This window comes from Desulfonatronum parangueonense (genome assembly GCF_054656975.1).
This window is the reverse complement of record NZ_BAAHXH010000003.1, coordinates 4,385,237-4,404,747: the sequence shown is the minus strand read 5'-3', so window position 1 is coordinate 4,404,747 and position 19,511 is coordinate 4,385,237. Positions and strand designations below refer to the sequence as shown.

The window sequence follows — 19,511 nt, the reverse complement described above, 5'->3', positions numbered from 1 at the left end:
CTGTTGTAATAACTGCTCAAACCAAACTTCAGCCGAAAGTTGGCCCTGATGCGTTACACCGCTGCCGCACTGGGGTGCGGCGCTCCCAGGACTTAATCCCGTCAATGCCGCACGTTTTGAGCAGCTGCCTATTGCATTTGCATCTCCGGAGCTTGTAACGGATGTATCTTCTTCCACAAGAATCTGATCGGCCCTTCCGGCGCACCCTTCGACATCTGGCGATGTTCTCGCTCGTCCTCTGCCTGTTATCCGGCATGGCCGAGGCACGGCCGGACGTGACCCTGGAAACAAGAATCGGCCAGATGCTGCTGGTCGGCTTTCGCGGCCTTGAAGTGGACGAATCAAGTCCAATTGTCCAGGACATCCGGTCCGGGCGGATCGGCGGCGTGATTTTGTTTGATCGCGACGAGGCTCTGAACACCCCGGAGCGCAATATTGCCTCTCCCGTGCAGCTTGAACGGCTGGTAGCCGACCTCCAGGCCGCGGACCCGGACATGCCGCTTTTCGTGGTTATTGATCAGGAAGGAGGACAGGTCAGTCGCCTCAAGGAAGAACTCGGCTTCTCCCCCACGGTTTCCCAGGAATGGCTCGGCAACCGGAATGATCCGGTCCTCACGGCCCGGCAGGCTCGCCAGACTGCTCGAAATCTTGCCGAACTGGGAATCAACGTGAATCTGGCGCCCGTGGTGGATTTGAACGTGAATTCGGACAGTCCGGTCATCGGCAAGCTGGAGCGCAGCTTTTCATCCGATCCGGAGGTCGTTGCCGAACATGCTTTTGAAGTGCTGGTCATGCATCAGGTCGAAGGAGTTTTATGCGCCCTGAAACACTTTCCCGGTCTTGGCAGCTCCACCGTGGATTCGCACCATGGCTTCATCGACGTGACCGATACCTGGTCAGATGTTGAACTCGAACCCTACCGGAAAATCCTGAGCGCATACGGAGCGGACATGGTCATGGTCTCCCATGTCTTCAACGCCTCATTGGACCCGGAGTGGCCCGCGAGCCTTTCCATATCCATCACCCAGGGGTTGCTGCGCAACCAGCTGGGCTATACGGGAGTGGTTGTTGCCGACGACATGCAGATGCCGGCCATCACCGACAACTATTCTCTGGAAACCGCTCTGGAGCGAACCATCCTGGCCGGAACCGATATCATTATCCTCGGCAATAACATGACATATGACCGGCACATCGCGGAACAAGCCGTACGCATCATTGTCAAGCTGGTCCGGGAAGGCCGCGTGCCCGAAGCGAGGATCAACGAATCCTACATTCGGATCATGCATCTCAAGAATCGGCTTGTTGACCACGGCGATCAGGACTGCAGGCTCTGCGACGCGTATTGAGAGGGGGTTGGCTTTGGCGGCCTATATGAGGCATCGTTAACAACGACAACACCAGCTATTGCGCGCAAATGTCCTTAAATCGTTGTAACTCCAGTTCGAATCATAAAGCTTCCACCTTTCTCGCACCATCCATCTGACCTGAACGTAATAAAAATTCAAAAAAGTTTTGAGAGGAGTTCAATGAAAAAACCTATGATTACAATATACGGTTGGATCGTTAAATTTCAGTATGTTAGGCGGCAAGCTGTGCTATACTTTCTCATCTTATTGTTTAGTGATTCACCAAAGCGCGAGCGGCGACCTTTTTAATAATTTGCAAACAATTATTTAAAATCAATGATGATTTAATTGGTTTTTGAGGTGGGGGCAATTCGATCGTGATCCAGCTTGTTGGCTTGAAATTTGACAAAGTATTGCATGATGCTATCCCTCTCGCTACGATATGCAATACTTTACCAGGAGGCCAACATGTCTTCTTGTCTATCGCCAGATCAAAAGCTTGCCCCTCCCTTCTCGGAACAACCATGCTGGCAAATCGAACCCCTTGCAACTCGACTCAACTACTCAGTTCCCTCTACACGGCGTTTTTTGAGCGTGGTTGGATACCACAGAAGCTTTTCCCACAATGGCAAATGGTACACTCTGAAAAGCATTCCCAAGTTCGGCCACGACGGGTTATGGTTTTCGGACGACATCGGCTTTTCCAGGGTAGGCAATCTCAACAAAACCCTTGTCAGGCTGGTCAATCGCAGCCCCAAGGGAATTACTGCCGAGGCCTTGGGAGAAATACTGCGTTGTCGATGTCATTCGGTGCTTGTCCAGTTGTGCAGGCAGGGGCGGTTGCAGCGGGACAAAATTGGACGTTCTTTCGTCTATTTTTCCCAGGATATGACCACTGCCGACAAGCAACGCCAATCCGCGGCAAATCGGGCCATGCCATCGGAATTGCTTCCTGCCGAGATCGCGGTTTTCGTCTTGGCGGAATTCATCCGGTCCCCCAATCTCAGCTTCGAGGAACTGGCAATGCATATAAAGCGCACAAGGCATGTGAGCATCAAAGCAGCCCAGATCGAAAAGCTGTTTGCGCAGCACGGGTTAAAAAAAACTCCAGAAACTACGGCCCGCAAGCAATCGAGGCGTTGAAACGATGTCAGGCGCTTCTGCAACGGGAAATATCCCCGGCGGCATTATTCCCAAAACCGCCAGTGGTGTCTTTTGTTCCGGAGCAGGAAAACTGCACATGCACCCATCCGCGACTTGTCCAGAAAACGCGCAGAAAAGTTGTTTACAGCATGGCCGGACCATTCATCGCACATGAAACCGTACTTAACTGCCCTCAATGCTCACGAGCCATGGGCTCCGAAACGCTGCTCCGAATGGTGCCGACTCGATGCAACGTGGCCTATGACGTCTTGGTCTTTGTCGGCCAGGCTCTGTTCAGAAACTTCCGCACACTCGACGAAGTGCAAACTGAACTGAAAATGCGCAACACGCACATCAGCCTCTCAGAGATCGACTACCTGGGCCGCAAGTTCATCAAGTATCTGGCCCTTGCTCATGCCCAAGCCGCGCCCTGCATCCGCCAGAAAATGCGGATGGCCGGCGGATATGTCCTCCACCTGGACGCCGCCCATGAAGGAGATGCGCCAACCTTGTTCAGCGGCCTGGACAGTCTGAGTCAATTTGTTCTGGGCAACATCAAAGCACCCAGCGAAAACGCCGTCCACATCAAACCGTTCCTGAAGAACATTCAAGACACGTATGGTACGCCGGTTGCCTGCGTCCATGACATGGGCACCGGCATTTGCAAGGCGGTCAACGAAACCTTCCCCGGCATTGCCGACTTCATCTGCCATTTCCACTTTCTGCGTGATGCCGGCAAAGACTTCCTGGAACCGGCATACTCGCGATTGAGAAACCGCCTGAAATCATTTGCAGCGACTACCAACCTGCGAGCACTCATTCGGCAAATACGGCAATCGCTGGGGCAAAGCCCTGATTTACCCTTGCTGGTTGATGCAGTGAATACAAAAACTCCGCCCCATAATGTCGAAATGCTGCCGTCTTTGTCCGCGTATTCTCTGGCGCTATGGGCCTTGCAGGGCAAAAACAACGGCAACGGATATGGCTTTCCCTTTGATCGTCCGTTGCTGGAGTTTACTGAGCGAATGCTTGAATTAGACCGGTATTTGCCCAGGCTCCTTGAACACCCCTGCGGCCTTGAAGATAACCACAAACCTCTGCGCGTCTTGGCAAAAAAGATATCCAACATCGCCAATGATCCCGAATTGGTCCAGGCAACGACAGAACTGCGATGGCGCGTCGAAGTGTTTGACGATCTGCGCAACGCCATGCGCATTGCCACGCCGGACGAAAATAACGGCCTCAACGATGACGGTTCGTCTGAAGCCATGTCAACCATCCGCCAGGGTGTTGAAAAGTTCCGACATAGGCTCCAAAAGGAAAGCCGTTTGGCTGATGACCAGCTTTGCCTCAAAATGGAGCAACAAATTGATAAATACGGTAAAAAGCTCTTTGCCGACCCCATTATGGTAGCCAGTCCGCAAGGCTTTGTCACAATCTACCCTCAGCGGACCAATAACATTCTCGAACGCTTATTCCGCGGCCTGAGAAGAGGCCATCGCCGCAAAACCGGCAACAATTCCATGCGAAGAACACTACAGGCGATGATCGCCGATACTCCGCTTGTCAAAAACCTGGACAATCCCGCATACATGGAAGTGCTTCTCAACGGAAAAGACAGCCTGGAGGAACTCTTTGCCAGTATCAGGTACGAGGACGAAAAGGACAGCAACAGTTCAAACGGAGACACCGACCGGATACTCCCTGGTGGGCGTGCAATCATCAAAAAGCAAGGGTTACCACAACAGATCCTCGAGTTGTTCATGAAAACGAAATCAGCTCAAGACAGTCAATCCAACTGAATTTTGTAACCATAGGAAAAAACTGTTGCTTTTCTTGTTGTTGCCGGTCTTGCTCACGGTGTCCAACCTCCATGCCGATGAGCAGACCATGGAAGACTACCTATTGCAATACGACTATGCCGCCCGCTGGGACATGAAGATTACCAGCCAGGAGCTGGTTGCTTTGCTCCAGCAGGACAAGGTCCAATTCGTGGATATCCGGTTTGCCGAGGAACAGGCGACCTGGAAAATGGGCTTTGGCCTGCACATCCCTCTGCCCGACCTGCCCCGACAACTGCATAGGCTCGATCCCAACAAGCTGGTGGTCACGGCCTGCCCGCTCAAGGACCGGGCCATCATCGCCATGACCTACCTGAGGACGAAAGGGTACGACGTGAAATACCTGTCCGACGGCATGCTCGGTCTGGCCGAGCATCTGCGAGGAGACATGGCACTGGAACTGACGGACGTGCTGCCTCCGCCCCGTCAGGACGATCCTTTGGAATCATTTGGCATTTGTCCTGGTTGATTGCCCGGCCTGTTGATCACGATCATCTGTCCGATTGTTTCTGTTCGTCGGACACACCTTCCCCCGCACCGCAACAAGGAGCCATTTCCAACGGCTGCATCGGCTTCAAGTTCGTTTCCTTCTCAGACTGAGAAGGTGGCGACCAGCTTCAGGTCGGTGCGGGGGGCTCTGTGTTTTCCGCACTAAGCCGGGAATGACTCTCGGAGCATGGGTTATCGCCCGCTCCCCCTACTTTGTCACCCGGCGCCGCGGCCTCCCGATCTGCCTCCGTGACTTCTTCAAGACCCGTACTGCAACATCGGGAACTCTTGGACCCAAAAAGTTGTCCATACAATCCCCTGCTCTTTTCAAATTCGGACAATGCATCCCCCTAACTCAAGGCAATTGATAACTACTCAGCTCATCCGAGAAAAATTGGACTGGATACCGGCCTTCGCCGGTATGACTTAACTTGGAAGGCCTGGTACGATACGTCATTCCGGCGAAAGCCGGAATCCAGCTCTGGCGAGTGACCACAGAGTATGTGCTGAATAGTTACGGCAATTGAAACAAAAAAATCTCCCTGGCAGCATCCTGCCAAGCAGACAACCACTGACGGTGTTGATACCAGCCAAGCCCCATGCGCTCCCGGAGAAGCCCGGCCGGAACGTTCCGGCCGGAAAAGGATCATGGCAACACAAATCAAGGTCGTCCGCAACCCAACAAGCTCAGCTTGATGAAGGGTAATTGCATCGTTGGAGAGATGCGGAGCCAGTGACCCCGGCCATGGACCGAAACCTGATCTTCAGGGTTCTGGTTATTCTCAAGAGCATCACTGACAGCCACCGGCAGCCACCGAGGGTAGGTTGAAGTTTTCACAATCATTGATAATATAACGTTTTGACCTGTTTCTCCCCCTGGAGCTACCGTTTCATTCCCTGCGAGGACCTCGCTAAGTTGAATTCCGGCCCGCAATCCGAGTGACCATCGTCCAGTCAAACTCCCTCCTCAACAGGACAAGGACCCCTGCCATGACAACACTGATTATTATTCTGATCGTGAGCGTGATATGCGTTGTTTTTGGTCTGATTCTCATCGCTCTATCGATAGGGATCGGGTACCTGATCGCCCTGATGATTCCGTCTTTGACCATTACCCATACCATCACAGCCGGTGCCGTCCTGACGACCTTCATTTTCTATTCTTTCGTGAAACTTTTTTCCCTCATCAACAACGCTTCTGAGGAAATGGAAAACGACGCTTCCAGCGACTCCGAGCAAGACGACGAATCATCCGATATTCCCGACGTCAAAAGCCGTGCCCCCATCTACATCATCCCTTCCTCCTTCGTTCCCAAGTCCAAACGGTCCAGCACCCGTAAAAAACGCAAACCAAGAGGGGATTCCAAAGAATAGCTCTTCATGCGCATCACATTTCAGTTTGAGGCAAAGATGCGGGTGTCGTTGATTGCGCGGAAGCTCTTGGCGGGAGCCGAAAAACAGTTTCCGCGATCCTGAACGGCCGCTCCGGTATCAGCCCGCAAATGGCGCTTCGTTTGACCAAGGCCTTTAATACCACCCGGAGAGTTGGTTGAATCAGCAGATGCAGTACGACTTATGGAAGTGAACAACAGGCCAAGGATCTCAAGCTGCGGAAACTGAAGGCGGCATAACCATCGTACGGTGAAAAGCCGCGACGCGGTTCAAACGCCGTCCCTTCCTCGCCCCCTTGACCGCCTCTCCGTGTCGGATTATTTTCAGCACAATTATCCAATCCGGCAACAGGAGACATGGCTATGCGTACGCAAGATTATATTTCCGCCACAACGCTTTCCAAAAAGACATCCTCTACCCTGGATGCCCTGGAACGTGGCGAGGCTGAAGAGTTGATCATCCTCAAGAACAATGAGCCCAAAGCCGTCCTGCTCTCCATGGCCACTTACGAATCCATGCGGGAAGAGATCGAGGACCTGCGTCTGGCCTCGCTGGCCATGGCCAGATTTGAATCCTTTGACCGTGACAGGGCCGTCCCGCATGATCGCATGATGGAGAAATTCGCTCCATGACCTGGACGGTCCTGTATCACCACGATGTCGAGGAGGATTTGGAAAGCGTGGGTCCGGCCATGGCGCGGCGCATTGTCCTGGCCATCGACCAGAAATTGACCCAATCTCCCCTACAATTCGGTGCTCCCCTGTCCGCCGGCCTGGCTGATTTTCGCAAGCTGCGGGTTGGTGATTGCCGGGTCGTGTATCAGGTAAGAGAGCATGAGGTTGTTGTTTTTGTCCTGGCCGTTGGTCCCAGAAGAGATAAGGAAATTTACAAGGCTGCGCTGCGAAGAAAGACACAGCCGCACCAGCGGTGATTGATTTTTTCCTGGCTAACGGTCGGCACAGCGCATTTCCTAGCATGGGGTCAAGTCTACTCTTGACCTATATATCTTTCAAACTATGAGCCCGTCTGCTGCAATGCTTTATGGAGTGAAGCATCTGCTGGGTTTCAATGATGAAGGTTCACGCCATTTGAAGGCGTAGACGGCATGGCGACATCCGGATCGGCGAGGTACTGGGCGATGGTCTGGGCCAAATTGTTCGCGGCCGGCGGGTGGTGACGCAACCAAAGCTCTGGTTCGATGAGTTCCAGCTCCATGACCGCCAGCCGTCCGTCGTCGCACCGAACCATATCCACTCGACCATAACAGGGAGACGGGTCGCAGACGGCCATGGCCCGCTCGGCCAGTTCCACATGTTCCGGGGACGGTTCCAGATGGTGAACTGTTCCGCCGAAATCGTCCTGAACACGAAAATCGCCTGCTTTCGGCACCTTCCGGACCGCATGGGTCACCCGGCCATTGATGACCATCACTGTATCTTCGCCGGTATGGATGATGTCTTTGATGAATGGTTGAAGCAGGAATGCCTCGGTGTCGAGGTGCGGTTGGAGTTGAGCTTGCACCGAGTCGGCGGTTTCGCGATTGAGACGGTGGGTGTGGCGTGCGCCGCCGGATACGCACGGCTTGAGGACCGCTTCGTCCCATCCGGCCGCATCCAAAACTTCTCGCAGGCGCTGGGCGTCGCCGGCTTCAAGAAGCTGAAACGGCACAACGGGAACGCTTCGAGAAGCCAGGTCGGCCAGGTAGTGCTTGTCCAGATTCCACCAGATGATTTCCGTGGCGTTGCACAGCCGGGTCTGGGACTGGACGCGACGCAGCCAGGTGCTGAATTCGGTGATCCGGTCAAAGTAGTCCCATGTGGTCCGGAAGACGGCGCACCGAAACATGGACCAGTCGACATCTGTTCGGGACCAGTCAACCCGAGTGGCGGACAGTCCGACTTGGGCGAGGGCATCCTGGAGCAGCTCGTCGTCGCGCAGGATGTTGCCCAGATACCAGTCGTCCCGAGCCGAAACATTCACGGCGTAGCGGCGTTCGGTCAAAAGAGCTACATCGGCCTTTGGCGGGGTGGTTGGCTGGCGCCTGTTCATTCGTCGGACCTTCTTTGGGAGATTTAGCGGATTGCGCCGAAAAGACGCTTAACAGTTCGGACTGCGTTTCCTCGGTAGCCATGTCCGGACAATGCTCGTGGCTCGGCAATAATGCAGCGACCCGGATTCGGGATGTCGGGACAGGATGGGTTCAGGGGAAATGGGCAAATGGCGCAGGATGGCTACCCGAACTGGATGACCCAGCACTATGCAACATTGGGCGAGGGGATGGTCGTCGAGCATGCCGGGAACCCCTCAAATCGTTGATCGCGAATAAACAATAGTGCTGTTTGGGTCAATGAGAACTCGATTATTCATATCAGGCGATGTTCTTCATGGCCGCGGTCAGCCGCGGAGAGACGAACAACCAGCAGAATTCAAACTGTCTGAGGAACCAGTTGTCGGTTCAATTTCCAAGATCATTGTCAATATGGGAAAATGAGGTGATGTCATGAGGAAAATCGTCATACTCGGCGCTGGAACCGGCGGGACGATGATGGCCAATCGGCTGTGCGAGAACCTGCGCACGGAAATTGATCAGAACAAGATCAGCGTGACCATTGTGGACGAGGACCGGACCCACGTTTACCAGCCCGGACTGCTGTTCCTGCCTTTCAGCATGTACCGGTCCAGAGAGGACGTGCTCAAACCTCGGGACGTCTTTCTGCCCTCGGAGGCCAAGTTCATTGTTTCCAAGATTGAAAAGGTGGATCCGGACGCCAAGAAGGTTGTCCTGAAAAAAGGGACCATTGACTATGATCTGTTGATCATCGCCAGCGGTTCGCGTTGCGATCCGACCGAAAACGAGGGTTTGTTGGGGCCGAACTGGCAGAAGTCCATTTTCGACTTCTACACCCTGGACGGCGCCCTGAAGCTGCAACAGGCCATGCGCTCCTTCAGGGGCGGCAGGATCGTGCTCAATGTCGCCGAAATGCCCGTCAAATGCCCGGTGGCCCCTCCTGAATTCGTAATGCTCGCGGACTGGTACTTCCACGAGCGCGGCCTGCGGGACAAGGTGGAAATCGTCTTTGCCACGCCGCTGAGCGGCCCCTTCACCAAGCCTCTGGCCTCCCAGACATTGAAGTACGTCTGTGAGGAAAAAAATATCAAGATCGTGCCGGATTTCGCTCTGAGCCATGTGGACAACGAAAACAAACGCATTGTTTCCCATGACAAGCGGGAGGAAGAATTCGATCTCCTGGTCTCCATTCCGACCATGAAGGGCGCGCAGTTCATCATCGATTCGGACATGGGCGACCCCCTGGGCTGGGTGCCCACGGACAACCACACCCTTCAAAGCAAGAACTTCAAGGACATCTTCGTCATCGGCGACGCCACCAACGTGCCCACCTCCAAGGCCGGCTCCGTGGCGCACTTCGAAAGCGAAATCCTGATCGAGAACATCCTGCGCCATTTGGACGGCCTGGAACCGCTGCCCAAGTACGACGGGCACTCCAACTGCTTCATCGAGTCCGGATTCGGCAAGGCCCTGCTCATCGACTTCAATTACACCCAGGAGCCGTTGCCCGGAAAGTTTCCTCTGCCCGGAGCCGGGCCCTTCACCCTGCTCAAGGAGACCAAGATGAACCATTACGGCAAGATGATGTTTCGCTGGGCCTACTGGCATCTCCTGCTCAAGGGCAAGGATCTTCCGGTTTCCCCGTTCATGACCATGGCCGGCAAGGAAATGCCTGAACCGGTCACGGCGTAGGAGGTGGACCATGAATCTGGAACAACATGTGGAAACGTTGACTTCCCTGGAGCGCAAGATGGACGAAATCTCCACCATGGCCAGGGAGATGATGCGGCGCAATGAAATGGCCCAGGATCTGGCCAAGGATCTGAACATCGTCGGCAACGCGGCCATGTTCTCACTCCAGGAGGAACTGGAACTGGAGAACGTCCAGGTGGACGGGCGAGAACTGCGGCAGATGCTGATCCTGTTTCTGAAGAACATTCACAACATCAACTACGCCATGCGGCAACTGGAAGCCGTATCCGAACTGGGCAAGGAATCCTACGACACCATCCGCGGCCTGCTTCTGGACTATATCGAACGGGCCTCGGAATGGGAGAGAAAGGGCTATTTCCAGACCGCGACCAAATCAGTGGACATCATGGCCAGGATGCATGACAGCATGCCCAGGGACACCCTGGACAGACTGGAGAAGTCAGCTCCGGAAATCATCGGCCTGCTCTCGGACCTGGCCGACCCGGAAACCATCAGGCAGACCCGGCAAATGCTCCGGATGCAGAAGTATCTGGTGCCGGCCCTGGTGACGGCCTGGGTTGTGCCGGTGGGGTTGTTGGTGCTGCTGTTGCTGAGGACATGATACAAGGGGTAACTACCACTACAGCGACATTTCCATTTCCGTCTGATCAGGTTCTATTCACCACGGGGCACACGGGGAACAAAGGGAAAAGAGCTTGGTTTTACGGAATATGTTCCCCGTGCCCCCCCGTGATCCAAGTGGTAAACAATCAGCGGTGTCGATTGGAGCATCAAAATGTCGTTGTGGTGCAATTCAGCACATCCTCTGAACACACGCGCCAGCACTGGATTCCAACTTTCGCCGGATTGACGCATCATACCACATCCTTTCCAAGTTTAGTCATACCGGCAAAAGCCGGTATCCAGCCAGCTTGCCACAAGGTTTGAAAGCTACCCTTATCCCGCTCTATCAACTGAGTACTTACTTTTGCCTTGTCGCAGGCGAACCGGAATGGATGCACTTTCTTGCCAGTCCGTCTGTTCCGGCTTAACTATTTGATAACGTGCCAACCTGGAGGTTCATATGAAGGAGAATGTAGGAAGCGTAGATCAAGCTGTTCGCGGCGTGTTGGGTCCAATTTTGATTTGCAAGGGATACTTTCGCCTGGGGGGAAGCAAGGGTCGCCCCCTCGGCCTGCTCGCCATGCTGGCCGGAGTCAGTCTGCTTGAAAGCGCGATGACGAGGGTTTGCCCACTGAGCAAGTATCTCGGCATCGACACCCGTTCAATGCAGGAAAAACGCCGGGACCAGAATTACTGTAGCATTCCAGACTGAAAGATCCGAGTCGGCCAGGTCATTTTTTTTCTCAGCTAACTGCCCAGAAATAATTTGGCTGGTTTACCTGTTTTGTTGGATCGACTGGCAGATCTGTTCTCCCGACTTCTGTTTTCAGGAAAAAGGGAAAGGTGGCCTTGAAGAAGGGTGATCTGGGAGTTCAACCATGATGGCTGATCGCCTTGAAGGACCCGTTGCTCGTGGCCGTGTTGATCGTCCTGGTTCTGGATGGTACCAATGCTGACTGCCCCCACCAAAGCCGCGCCCAGAGACGCGGCTTTGGCCTTACGAGAACCTGACCCGGCAGGCCTTGGGCGAGCCCTCAACCATCCATTTACATCTTCATTCCATGCCCCCACATCCATTTCCCCACTCGACTTCCAGACCTCGCATCATCGGCGTGGACACCGGCGGAACCTTCACGGATCTGATCTACCAGGACGGCGAAGGGTGGCAGGTGTTCAAGCTGCTTTCCACTCCGGACAACCCGGCCCGGGCCGTGCTGGATGGGTTGCGGGCCGTGGCCGGAAGCGGTCCGCTGCAGGTGGTCCATGGTTCCACCGTTGCCACCAACGCCATTTTGGAACGCAAGGGGGTGCGCACGGCCCTGGTCACCAATGCCGGATTCGAAGACGTGATGGCCATCGGCCGTCAGAACCGGGCCCGGCTCTACGACCTGGCCTATGTCAAGGAACCGCCCCTGGTGCCGGAGGAATTGTGCTTTGGCGTACCCGGACGGATGCTCCAGAGCGGTGAGGAGCGGAAGCCTTTGGACGAAGCCCGGGCAAAGGAAGTGATTCAAAAAATTCTCGTTGCCGGGGTCGAATCCGTGGCGGTCTGCTTTTTGTTCGGCTTTGCCAATCCGGCCCACGAGCGGCGCATGGCTGAACTGCTGTCCGAGGTGAGCGGGGAAAGCGGCCCGCCGGTCTCCCTGTCCCATGAAATCCTGGCCGAATTCCGGGAGTTCGAGCGAACCTCCACCACGGTGATCAACGCCTACGTCTCCCCGAAGATGCACGGCTATCTCTCTTTTCTGCAGGACCATCTTCAGGCATGCACAGAAGAGGGCGGACCTGCCGAAAGCACGCTGCGGATCATGCAGTCCAACGGCGGCTCCATTTCCGCGGCCACGGCCATGCGGGAGTCCGTGCGGACCATCCTCTCCGGGCCGGCAGGCGGGGTGGTCGGCGCTCTGGCCATGGGCCGGATGTCCGGCTTCGACCGACTGATCACCTTTGACATGGGCGGCACCTCCACGGACGTGGCTCTGCTGGACGGCGACCTTTCCCTGACCACGGACGCGGCCATTTCCGGCTATCCGGTACGGACGCCCATGCTGGATATCCACACCGTTGGCGCCGGCGGCGGATCCATTGCCGGACTGGACGCGGGGGGTGCGCTGACCGTGGGTCCGGAATCCGCCGGGGCCGATCCGGGACCGATCTGTTACGGACGCGGCGAGCGGATCACGGTGACGGATGCGAATCTCTTTCTGGGCCGCCTGTTGCCGGAACATTTCCTGGGCGGGAACATGGCTCTGGACGTACAGCGCATCCAGCAGCCCTTCGCTGCCCTGGCCCGGGAGTTGGGACTCAGTCCCCCGGAACTCGCCGAAGGCATTCTGTCCGTAGCCAACGCCAACATGGAGCGGGCCATCCGGGTCATCTCCGTGGAGCGTGGTTTTGACCCACGGGAGTTCACCCTGTTCTCCTTTGGCGGGGCCGGAGGTCTGCATGCGGCGTATCTGGCCAGGCTGCTGAACATGCCCCGAGTGTTGATTCCCAGAAATCCCGGCATCCTTTCGGCCGTGGGCATGGTCATGGCCGATGTGATCAAGGACTATTCCCAGACCGTCATGCGTGAGGCCCAATCAAACCGGCCGGATGGCATCCCGAACGATCTTGCCGGCGAGCTGTTGGAGTTGTTCGCGCCAATGGAGCGACGGGCCGTGGACGAAATGGCCGCGGAGGGTCTTTCCGGCGCTGATGTCCGCCTGGAGCGGTTCCTGGACATGCGCTACCATGGCCAGTCCTTTGAGATCATTACTCCCTTTGATCCGAAAGCCAATTTCGTGAACGCCTTTCACGAACTGCACGAAAAAGCCTACGGGTACCGCAACCAGGACAAACCCGTGGAGATCGTCACCCTGCGCCTGCGGGCTCGAGGCATGCCGGACAAGCCGCTTTTTCCAGCCATCGCCCAAGGCACGGACCAACCGCCTGCCGCGGCCCTGCTGGATACCCGTCCGGTAATTTTTGAAGGCCGGCCCCACCAGACCGCGATCTGGCAGCGTGAGGCCCTGCTGTCCGGCAACCACATTCCCGGTCCGGCGGTGATCGTGGAGTACACCTCCACCCTCCTGGTTCCGCCCTTTGCCCTGGCCCTGGTGGACGATTACGGCGCGCTGATTCTGGAGATCAAGGCTGACTGACAGGGACTGCTCAAAAACTTACGGTCAACGGGTTGAGCCTGGGAGCGCCGCACCCCAGTGCGGCAACGGTGTAACGCACTCAAGATAAAGATCCACCTGAAGCGTGGCCCTGTAGCTGGTCACGAAACCTCGCGGAGTTTGCAATCCTCGCACGGCAAACCGCATCGCCCGACCTTTTTAAGCAGTTACGACTGACAAGGCAGTCGGCACAGGACAGAGAATAGATGAACCGCGGTGAAAGACGCGTAACCGCCGGCCAACGGAACCGGAAAATTATGACCCTGAATCCCATTCTCCTGGAAGTGTTCAAGAATCGTTTTTCCTCCATTGCCGAGGAAATGGGCATGGCTCTGATGCGCACGGCCTTTTCTCCGAACATCAAGGAACGCCGCGATTTTTCCTGCGCCCTGTTCGATGCCCGGGGCGAAATGGTGGCCCAGGCCGCGCACATTCCCGTGCATCTGGGTTCCATGCCCCTGTCAGTGCAGGCGGCCATGGCCGAACCCATGGGGCCGGGTGACATGGTCGTGCTCAATGATCCCTTCAAGGGCGGCACGCACTTGCCGGACATCACCCTGGTCGCGCCGGTGTTTGCCGAGGGAGGCGCCGAACCGGAATTCTATGTGGCCAACCGCGCCCACCACGCCGATGTGGGCGGCATGGCTGCCGGGTCCATGCCCTTGTCCACCTCCATCTTTCAGGAGGGCGTCATCATCCCGCCCCTGAAGCTGGTCGAGGCCGGACAGATCGACGGGAAGCTTCTGCGATTCTTCCTGAACAACGTCAGAACGCCCCAGGAACGGGAGGGCGATTTTTCCGCGCAGATCATGGCCAACATGACCGGGGTGCGCCGCACCCGGGAGCTGCTGGCCAAGTATGACCCGGAAACAGTACGCTTCTACGCCCAGGCGCTCAATGATTATGCCGAAACCATGACCCGGGACGCGGTGGCCCGGATACCGGTCGGCACATATCGCTTTGAAGACCGGATGGACGATGACGGACTGGGCCGACAGGATATTGCCATTCGTCTGGAAATGACCGCGGATGGGCGGCAGATCGTTCTGGACTTCAGCGCCACGGACGCCCAGGTCCCCGGTCCGGTGAACGCGGTACGGGCCATCACCCTGTCCGCCTGCCTGTACGTGTTTCGCTGCCTGGTTCGGGAGTCCATCTCCGCCAATGCCGGTTGTCTGCGCCCGCTCACGGTGATCACCAGGCCGGGCACCCTTGTGGACGCCGTTTTTCCGGCAGCCGTGGCCGGAGGCAATGTGGAGACGTCGCAACGGATCGTGGACGTTATTCTCGGAGCCCTGGCCCAGGCCCTGCCGGAAACCATTCCCGCCGCCAGCCAGGGCACCATGAACAATATTTCCATCGGTGGATTCGATCCGCGCCGCAATCGGCCCTTTGCCTACTATGAGACGCTGGCCGGAGGCATGGGCGCGTCCAGACATCTTCCCGGAGCTTCCGCGGTACATGCCCACATGACCAACACCCTGAACACACCGGTGGAGGCTTTGGAGTACGCCTATCCTTTTTTAGTCACCGAGTATTCCATTCGTCGCCGCTCCGGCGGGGCGGGGCGGCAATCGGGCGGGGACGGGCTGACCCGGGAAATCCTTTTGGAAGCTCCGGCCGAGGTCACGGTCCTGGCTGAACGCCGTACCCGAGGACCGTATGGTGTTCAAGGCGGCGAGTCCGGATTGCCTGGGCGCAACATCCTGATCCGTAACGGGATTCCAGAGACCATGCCCGGCAAGTTCTCCACCCAGGTGGCCGCCGGAGACGCCGTACGGGTGGAGACTCCCGGCGGTGGAGGACACGGAGCGAAAGCGCCGACTTAGCTTCCTGGAACTGTTCAGCAAACTAAAGCTGTTGCCGCGCTCGGAATCAGAATCGGGGTCGGAAACTGGGTGCGGTATCGGGGGGCGGCACCGGAAGCGAAATCACGTGGAATGCATTGCAATGTTTCGAAACCGATTCCGACCCCGACCCCGATTCCGATTACCAGAGGAAGAGCGTGTGCTGAGTAGCTACCAGGGGAGCATTACGCGTTTATGACACAATTCTACGTTCGCTGAGGTATGTCGCCCTTACAGGGCTCTTTCGCTTTCCCATCGTTGTCCCAGGGCGTTGCCCTGGGCTATAACATGTCGCCCCTTTGGGGCTGAAATCAAGCCCTGAAAGGGCGAAACAGAATTTAATACCACCCCCGCCCTTCGGGCACGGGGTCAAGAATTCCCCTCCTTTGGAGGGGTGGCAGGCGAAGCCTGACGGGGTGGTGCCGAAGAGAAGTGCAAAAACGCTACATGTCCTTACTTTTCAACCTAAACCACCCCGCCCTACGGGCACCCCTCCGAAGGAGGGGAATTTAAAACCACCCCGCCCTACGGGCACTCCTCCGAAGGAGGGGAATTTAAAACCACCCCGCCCTACGGGCACCCCTCCGAAGGAGGGGAATTTAAAACCACCTCGCCCTACGGGCACCCCTCCGAAGGAGGGGAATTTAAAACCACCCCGCCCTACGGGCACCCCTCCGAAGGAGGGGAATTTAAAGCCACCCCGCCCTACGGGGCACCCCTCCGAAGGAGGGGAATTAGCCCAGGGCAACGCCTTGTATACAATGAGTTAGTTTATCCAGCCCTGAAGGGGCGATCTAAATGGGTGAAGCTCATCAAAAAATGCGTAATGCTGCGCATCCCGATTTACAGAAACGCGTAATGCTCCCGTTACCAGCGCATCGAGATGGCATTTTCCTGGTGATTGCTTGTTGCGAGGATGATTCATGTCCGCGGCGAACGAGAGAAGGTCAGGTCCGGTTTTTTCAATCGTTCAACTGCTCCAAGCCAGGCATAAACCAAGAGGCAAGGGTCGCGGTCTCCCACCGTGATGCGATGCGGTTGGCCTGAACGATTGAGGACAAGCGAACCTGGTGCGTAAACCGCTGCGTCGTTTTCCGACCAGGCCCCGGCCACCGAGACATAGCTTTCCTCGATGTCTCCATGGAGATGCTGAGGATAGACCGTACCCGGAGCAAAGAGGACGAGTCCGATGATCAGTGTTTCCGCGGGCACGGGACCGAATGGCCCAACGATTTCGGCAAAGGCGAAACGCTTGGCCAGCGTGCGCGGCATCTTGTCATAGCCGTAGGCCCATGTCAGCCTTGGTGCGATGCGTCCGATGGTTCGCGCCATCTGCGCCAGAGGCCCCGTGGCCCCCAGCTCAAGAGCCCGGGGAAGATGAGCCGTCACCGGCTTGTCGCCGGCAGGACGTGATTCAAAAAGCGGACTGTCGGCTTCAATGATCCGGGACAGTGCGTCCCGCACCCGGCGCTGGTGCGCACGGATCACTTTGCTGCCCCCGGCGGAGCTGCGCCGGTAGACATCATCCACGTCCCGTAGCAGATAGAGCATGTCGGCCACGTCGCTCAGTCTCCTGGGGGCGGCATCATCCTGAACGTCAAGCATGGTTGCCTCTCCTGCGGAAATGGCCGTTCCTGATGTTTATTGAAGTCGACAATTCATCCGTTCTTCCGTCAGCTATCCGTTGCTGATCTTGCCCGCTTGGTCACGAAAACAATACGGATCGCGGTCCTTGCGGGGGTCGAGTCCCAGGCTGTGGATCACGGCCTGGCAACCGCCGCAGGACGGCAGGAGTTTGCAACCTCGGCACCCCTCGCTTCCGGCTCTGTACCGTTGTCCGGCCTTGGAATCGTAGCATTGGGACAGCCCCTGCTCAAAAATATTGCCCAGAGGGGAAGGGAACTTGCGGCAAGCGTGCACTTCGCCGTCGGAGAGCAAGGTGACGAAATTGAACGCGGCTCCGCATCCGAAGCCCGTGCACCCGCCAAAGGGCTGTTGCCCCTCCTCCTCGCGAATGATGTTGATCAGGTTGTCCTTGAGACCCAGCACGGGATTGTTCGAGCACTCCCGGAGGAAGATTCGTAAAAAACGCTCATATTCTTCCGGCGTGGGCATGAGCAGTTCGGCTCCCTCACCCACCGCGGACAGTCTGTTGAAGGTGAACAGTTCCGTCACTCCGGACAACAGTTTCCCAAGTTGCAGCACTTGGTCCATGTTGTTCCTGGTCAGGGTGAGCATGACCTGGGATGGGATGCCCACTTCCTTGAGCAGGGGCAAAAATTCCAAGACCTTGTCGAAATATCCTGTCTGCCGGATGTAATCGTTATGTTCGCGCAGCCCCTCCAGGCTGACCTGGTAGAGGGTGGGACGCTGGACAGCCGCAAGGCCCTCCAGGCGCTGCCGGGACGTGGGGTTGCCCAGAATGGCCACTGGAAATCCTCGTTGAGCCGTTTCCAGGTACAGTGCGTCAAATTCCGGATACATCAACGGATTGCCGCCGGTGAAGGTCACCTTGGCCCGGACGTTGTAGTCCGCACAAAATCCCTCCAGCTCATCGAGAACGAACATGGCCTGATCAAGGGACAGGGCATGGCGGGCGGTACGGTCGTAGCAGTGGCGACAGTGCAGGTCGCAGGCCTGGGTGATGTGCCATTGCAGGGTAAAGACCCGGGAGGTCATGAAGCGCTGGTGATGCTTCTTCTCCACCTCGAAGATGGCCGGATCCCTGCGCAGGCGCGACTTCGGAGCCAAAACCAGCCCTTTGCTAATCACCTTGTCCACGGCCCGGTGCAGACTGGACAAAGAAACGCCGTGCTCCAAGGCGATCCTGCCCACATGCAGATCTTCCGTAACGATTTTCAGCCCGGTCAGCACGGCGTCGTCAGCGGACTGGAACCTGGTTTTCCTTTTATTCGGATCAAACCAGACCAGCACCACGTCGCGTCCGGGAAGGACATCCGCTGTTCGCCCGCCCCCGGGGGCAAGCACAGCGGGCAAGCCGGTCCATTGCAGCTCGAGAAAGTTCAAAGAAGGATTGAGTTGCCGTGTCGGCACATCTGCCGGAACCCGGTCCCGCATTTGTTCGCAGCGGTGCAATGCGGACTCGAGTTTGGCAAGTGCGCTCATGTATTGCGGCAGGTTCAGAGGTCCGGTCAAAGTGGTGACGAGTTCCGGGAAAATATCCCATACCGCGTTCTCCTCCGGATTGGAGTCCAGCTTTGAGGTCAGACTGGACCAAGTTGCAAAATCAACCACTCGGCGGCAAGCGGGAAAAATCTCGTTCAGGATGGTTTCCGGGTAGGTCATGGAGATGTCTTGGAGACGGATTGGTTCTGTCCGTTCGCGCCGGACCTTCGTGCATGAGAGCCCGGCGCGGACGCACAAGTCAATGATCGGGAACAAACTGTTCCCGGCGCAGCCTTATCAGCTGCCCCTGCCTTCTCAGGCCCCGCTGCCGGTGGGTTCGTCGATCGGTTCGTCTCCGGTCGGTTCATCACCTGAGGGTTCATCAACCGGCTCATCTCCCGCTGAACCCGTACCGTTCCCGCTGGTTTCAGCCTTTGCTCCGTTGGTGGAGCAGCCGGAACCGCTGCCAAAAGCCGGTCCCGGAGCGGCCATGGTGCCTCCGGTCAACAATGCGGCCAGACACAGTCCGGCCAGATAGGTTTTCACGTCCTGATTTTCCACGGCAACCTCCTAGGGTTACAAGATGCGTCAACATTAGCCGGTACAGGCACAACGAAAACCGAGCGCACCGACCATGTCGTTTGGCCACGTGATTGTCTTTGGCGTCCTCCTTTGTCCGACGGGACATAATGGGTCGGCAGCAAAGCTTCACAGCTCCACTGTTTGCGGTATCGCGGATTCCGACACAGAGGGTTTTGAGAAAACAATTCAGGTCCGGC

At 56.8% G+C, this 19,511-nt stretch carries 16 protein-coding genes and 1 pseudogene; 13 read left to right on the top strand and 4 right to left on the bottom strand.

The window, feature by feature from the left end:
* The first annotated feature begins 221 nt into the window (after positions 1-221).
* The 8 genes and pseudogenes from ACYQ15_RS19635 to ACYQ15_RS19600 all read left to right on the top strand — a co-directional run bounded on the left by ACYQ15_RS19635 (position 222) and on the right by ACYQ15_RS19600 (position 7,145).
* A complete protein-coding gene (locus ACYQ15_RS19635) occupies positions 222-1,349 on the top strand; it encodes a glycoside hydrolase family 3 protein (protein WP_459939179.1) in 1,128 nt (375 codons plus the stop codon).
* A gap of 594 nt (positions 1,350-1,943) precedes the next feature.
* Positions 1,944-2,492 carry a hypothetical protein gene (locus ACYQ15_RS19630; protein ID WP_459935726.1) on the top strand — a complete coding sequence of 183 codons (549 nt, stop codon included), beginning with the start codon at positions 1,944-1,946 and terminating at the stop codon, positions 2,490-2,492.
* Between the two features lie 65 nt (positions 2,493-2,557).
* Positions 2,558-4,294, top strand: a complete 1,737-nt coding sequence (locus ACYQ15_RS19625) for a hypothetical protein (protein WP_459936306.1) — start codon at positions 2,558-2,560, stop codon at positions 4,292-4,294.
* A 25-nt stretch (positions 4,295-4,319) separates the two neighbouring features.
* Positions 4,320-4,802 (top strand): rhodanese-like domain-containing protein, encoded by a 483-nt coding sequence (locus ACYQ15_RS19620; protein WP_459939178.1) that lies wholly within the window; start codon positions 4,320-4,322, stop codon positions 4,800-4,802.
* 1,010 nt (positions 4,803-5,812) lie between these two features.
* The gene (locus ACYQ15_RS19615) at positions 5,813-6,196 is read left to right on the top strand and encodes a hypothetical protein (protein ID WP_459939177.1); all 384 of its coding nucleotides are present in this window, start codon (positions 5,813-5,815) and stop codon (positions 6,194-6,196) included.
* Between the two features lie 68 nt (positions 6,197-6,264).
* A pseudogene (locus ACYQ15_RS19610) lies at positions 6,265-6,375 on the top strand (helix-turn-helix transcriptional regulator); the annotation flags it as partial.
* Between the two features lie 201 nt (positions 6,376-6,576).
* Entirely contained in the window at positions 6,577-6,846 is a 270-nt protein-coding gene (locus tag ACYQ15_RS19605; RefSeq protein WP_459939176.1) for a type II toxin-antitoxin system Phd/YefM family antitoxin, read from the top strand.
* Positions 6,843-7,145: a type II toxin-antitoxin system RelE family toxin gene (locus ACYQ15_RS19600; RefSeq protein WP_459939175.1), complete on the top strand. Its 303-nt coding sequence runs from the start codon at positions 6,843-6,845 to the stop codon at positions 7,143-7,145. The genes ACYQ15_RS19605 and ACYQ15_RS19600 overlap by 4 nt, the downstream gene beginning before the upstream one ends.
* A 134-nt stretch (positions 7,146-7,279) precedes the next feature.
* On the opposite strand, the gene ACYQ15_RS19595 is transcribed toward ACYQ15_RS19600, so the two are convergent.
* A complete protein-coding gene (locus ACYQ15_RS19595; protein WP_459939174.1) occupies positions 7,280-8,263 on the bottom strand; it encodes an ATP-grasp domain-containing protein in 984 nt (327 codons plus the stop codon).
* 451 nt (positions 8,264-8,714) lie between these two features.
* Here ACYQ15_RS19595 and sqr point away from each other — a divergent pair, with 451 nt between their 5' ends.
* The 5 genes from sqr to ACYQ15_RS19570 all read left to right on the top strand — a co-directional run bounded on the left by sqr (position 8,715) and on the right by ACYQ15_RS19570 (position 15,588).
* The gene (gene sqr, locus ACYQ15_RS19590) at positions 8,715-9,974 is read left to right on the top strand and encodes a type III sulfide quinone reductase, selenoprotein subtype (protein ID WP_459939173.1); all 1,260 of its coding nucleotides are present in this window, start codon (positions 8,715-8,717) and stop codon (positions 9,972-9,974) included.
* A gap of 10 nt (positions 9,975-9,984) precedes the next feature.
* Positions 9,985-10,596: a hypothetical protein gene (locus ACYQ15_RS19585; protein ID WP_459939172.1), complete on the top strand. Its 612-nt coding sequence runs from the start codon at positions 9,985-9,987 to the stop codon at positions 10,594-10,596.
* 462 nt (positions 10,597-11,058) lie between these two features.
* Positions 11,059-11,310: a YgaP family membrane protein gene (locus ACYQ15_RS19580; protein WP_459939171.1), complete on the top strand. Its 252-nt coding sequence runs from the start codon at positions 11,059-11,061 to the stop codon at positions 11,308-11,310.
* 349 nt (positions 11,311-11,659) lie between these two features.
* Positions 11,660-13,741: a hydantoinase/oxoprolinase family protein gene (locus ACYQ15_RS19575; RefSeq protein WP_459939170.1), complete on the top strand. Its 2,082-nt coding sequence runs from the start codon at positions 11,660-11,662 to the stop codon at positions 13,739-13,741.
* Positions 13,742-14,016: 275 nt separating this feature from the next.
* Complete coding sequence (locus tag ACYQ15_RS19570) at positions 14,017-15,588, top strand: hydantoinase B/oxoprolinase family protein (protein ID WP_459939169.1); 1,572 nt, start codon at positions 14,017-14,019, stop codon at positions 15,586-15,588.
* Positions 15,589-16,527: 939 nt separating this feature from the next.
* Here ACYQ15_RS19570 and ACYQ15_RS19565 read toward each other — a convergent pair.
* From ACYQ15_RS19565 to sbtA, 3 genes are all read right to left on the bottom strand, one after another.
* Positions 16,528-17,211 carry a dimethylsulfonioproprionate lyase family protein gene (locus ACYQ15_RS19565; protein WP_459939168.1) on the bottom strand — a complete coding sequence of 228 codons (684 nt, stop codon included), beginning with the start codon at positions 17,209-17,211 and terminating at the stop codon, positions 16,528-16,530.
* A gap of 72 nt (positions 17,212-17,283) precedes the next feature.
* Positions 17,284-18,912 (bottom strand): thio(seleno)oxazole modification radical SAM maturase SbtM, encoded by a 1,629-nt coding sequence (gene sbtM, locus ACYQ15_RS19560; protein WP_459939167.1) that lies wholly within the window; start codon positions 18,910-18,912, stop codon positions 17,284-17,286.
* A 135-nt stretch (positions 18,913-19,047) separates the two neighbouring features.
* A complete protein-coding gene (gene sbtA / locus ACYQ15_RS19555) occupies positions 19,048-19,293 on the bottom strand; it encodes an SbtA family thio(seleno)oxazole RiPP natural product precursor (protein WP_459939166.1) in 246 nt (81 codons plus the stop codon).
* Positions 19,294-19,511: the final 218 nt, after the last annotated feature.

Excerpts from the sequence above, each read along its gene's own strand:
- ACYQ15_RS19635 (WP_459939179.1), top strand. The coding sequence starts at position 222 with ATGTTCTCGCTCGTCCTCTGCCTGTTATCCGGCATGGCCGAGGCACGG.
- ACYQ15_RS19575 (WP_459939170.1), top strand. The coding sequence starts at position 11,660 with ATGCCCCCACATCCATTTCCCCACTCGACTTCCAGACCTCGCATCATC.
- ACYQ15_RS19585 (WP_459939172.1), top strand. The coding sequence starts at position 9,985 with ATGAATCTGGAACAACATGTGGAAACGTTGACTTCCCTGGAGCGCAAG.
- ACYQ15_RS19570 (WP_459939169.1), top strand. The coding sequence starts at position 14,017 with ATGACCCTGAATCCCATTCTCCTGGAAGTGTTCAAGAATCGTTTTTCC.
- ACYQ15_RS19565 (WP_459939168.1), bottom strand. The coding sequence starts at position 17,211 with ATGCTTGACGTTCAGGATGATGCCGCCCCCAGGAGACTGAGCGACGTG.
- sbtM (WP_459939167.1), bottom strand. The coding sequence starts at position 18,912 with ATGACCTACCCGGAAACCATCCTGAACGAGATTTTTCCCGCTTGCCGC.
- ACYQ15_RS19600 (WP_459939175.1), top strand. The coding sequence starts at position 6,843 with ATGACCTGGACGGTCCTGTATCACCACGATGTCGAGGAGGATTTGGAA.
- ACYQ15_RS19580 (WP_459939171.1), top strand. The coding sequence starts at position 11,059 with ATGAAGGAGAATGTAGGAAGCGTAGATCAAGCTGTTCGCGGCGTGTTG.
- ACYQ15_RS19615 (WP_459939177.1), top strand. The coding sequence starts at position 5,813 with ATGACAACACTGATTATTATTCTGATCGTGAGCGTGATATGCGTTGTT.
- ACYQ15_RS19605 (WP_459939176.1), top strand. The coding sequence starts at position 6,577 with ATGCGTACGCAAGATTATATTTCCGCCACAACGCTTTCCAAAAAGACA.
- sqr (WP_459939173.1), top strand. The coding sequence starts at position 8,715 with ATGAGGAAAATCGTCATACTCGGCGCTGGAACCGGCGGGACGATGATG.
- ACYQ15_RS19595 (WP_459939174.1), bottom strand. The coding sequence starts at position 8,263 with ATGAACAGGCGCCAGCCAACCACCCCGCCAAAGGCCGATGTAGCTCTT.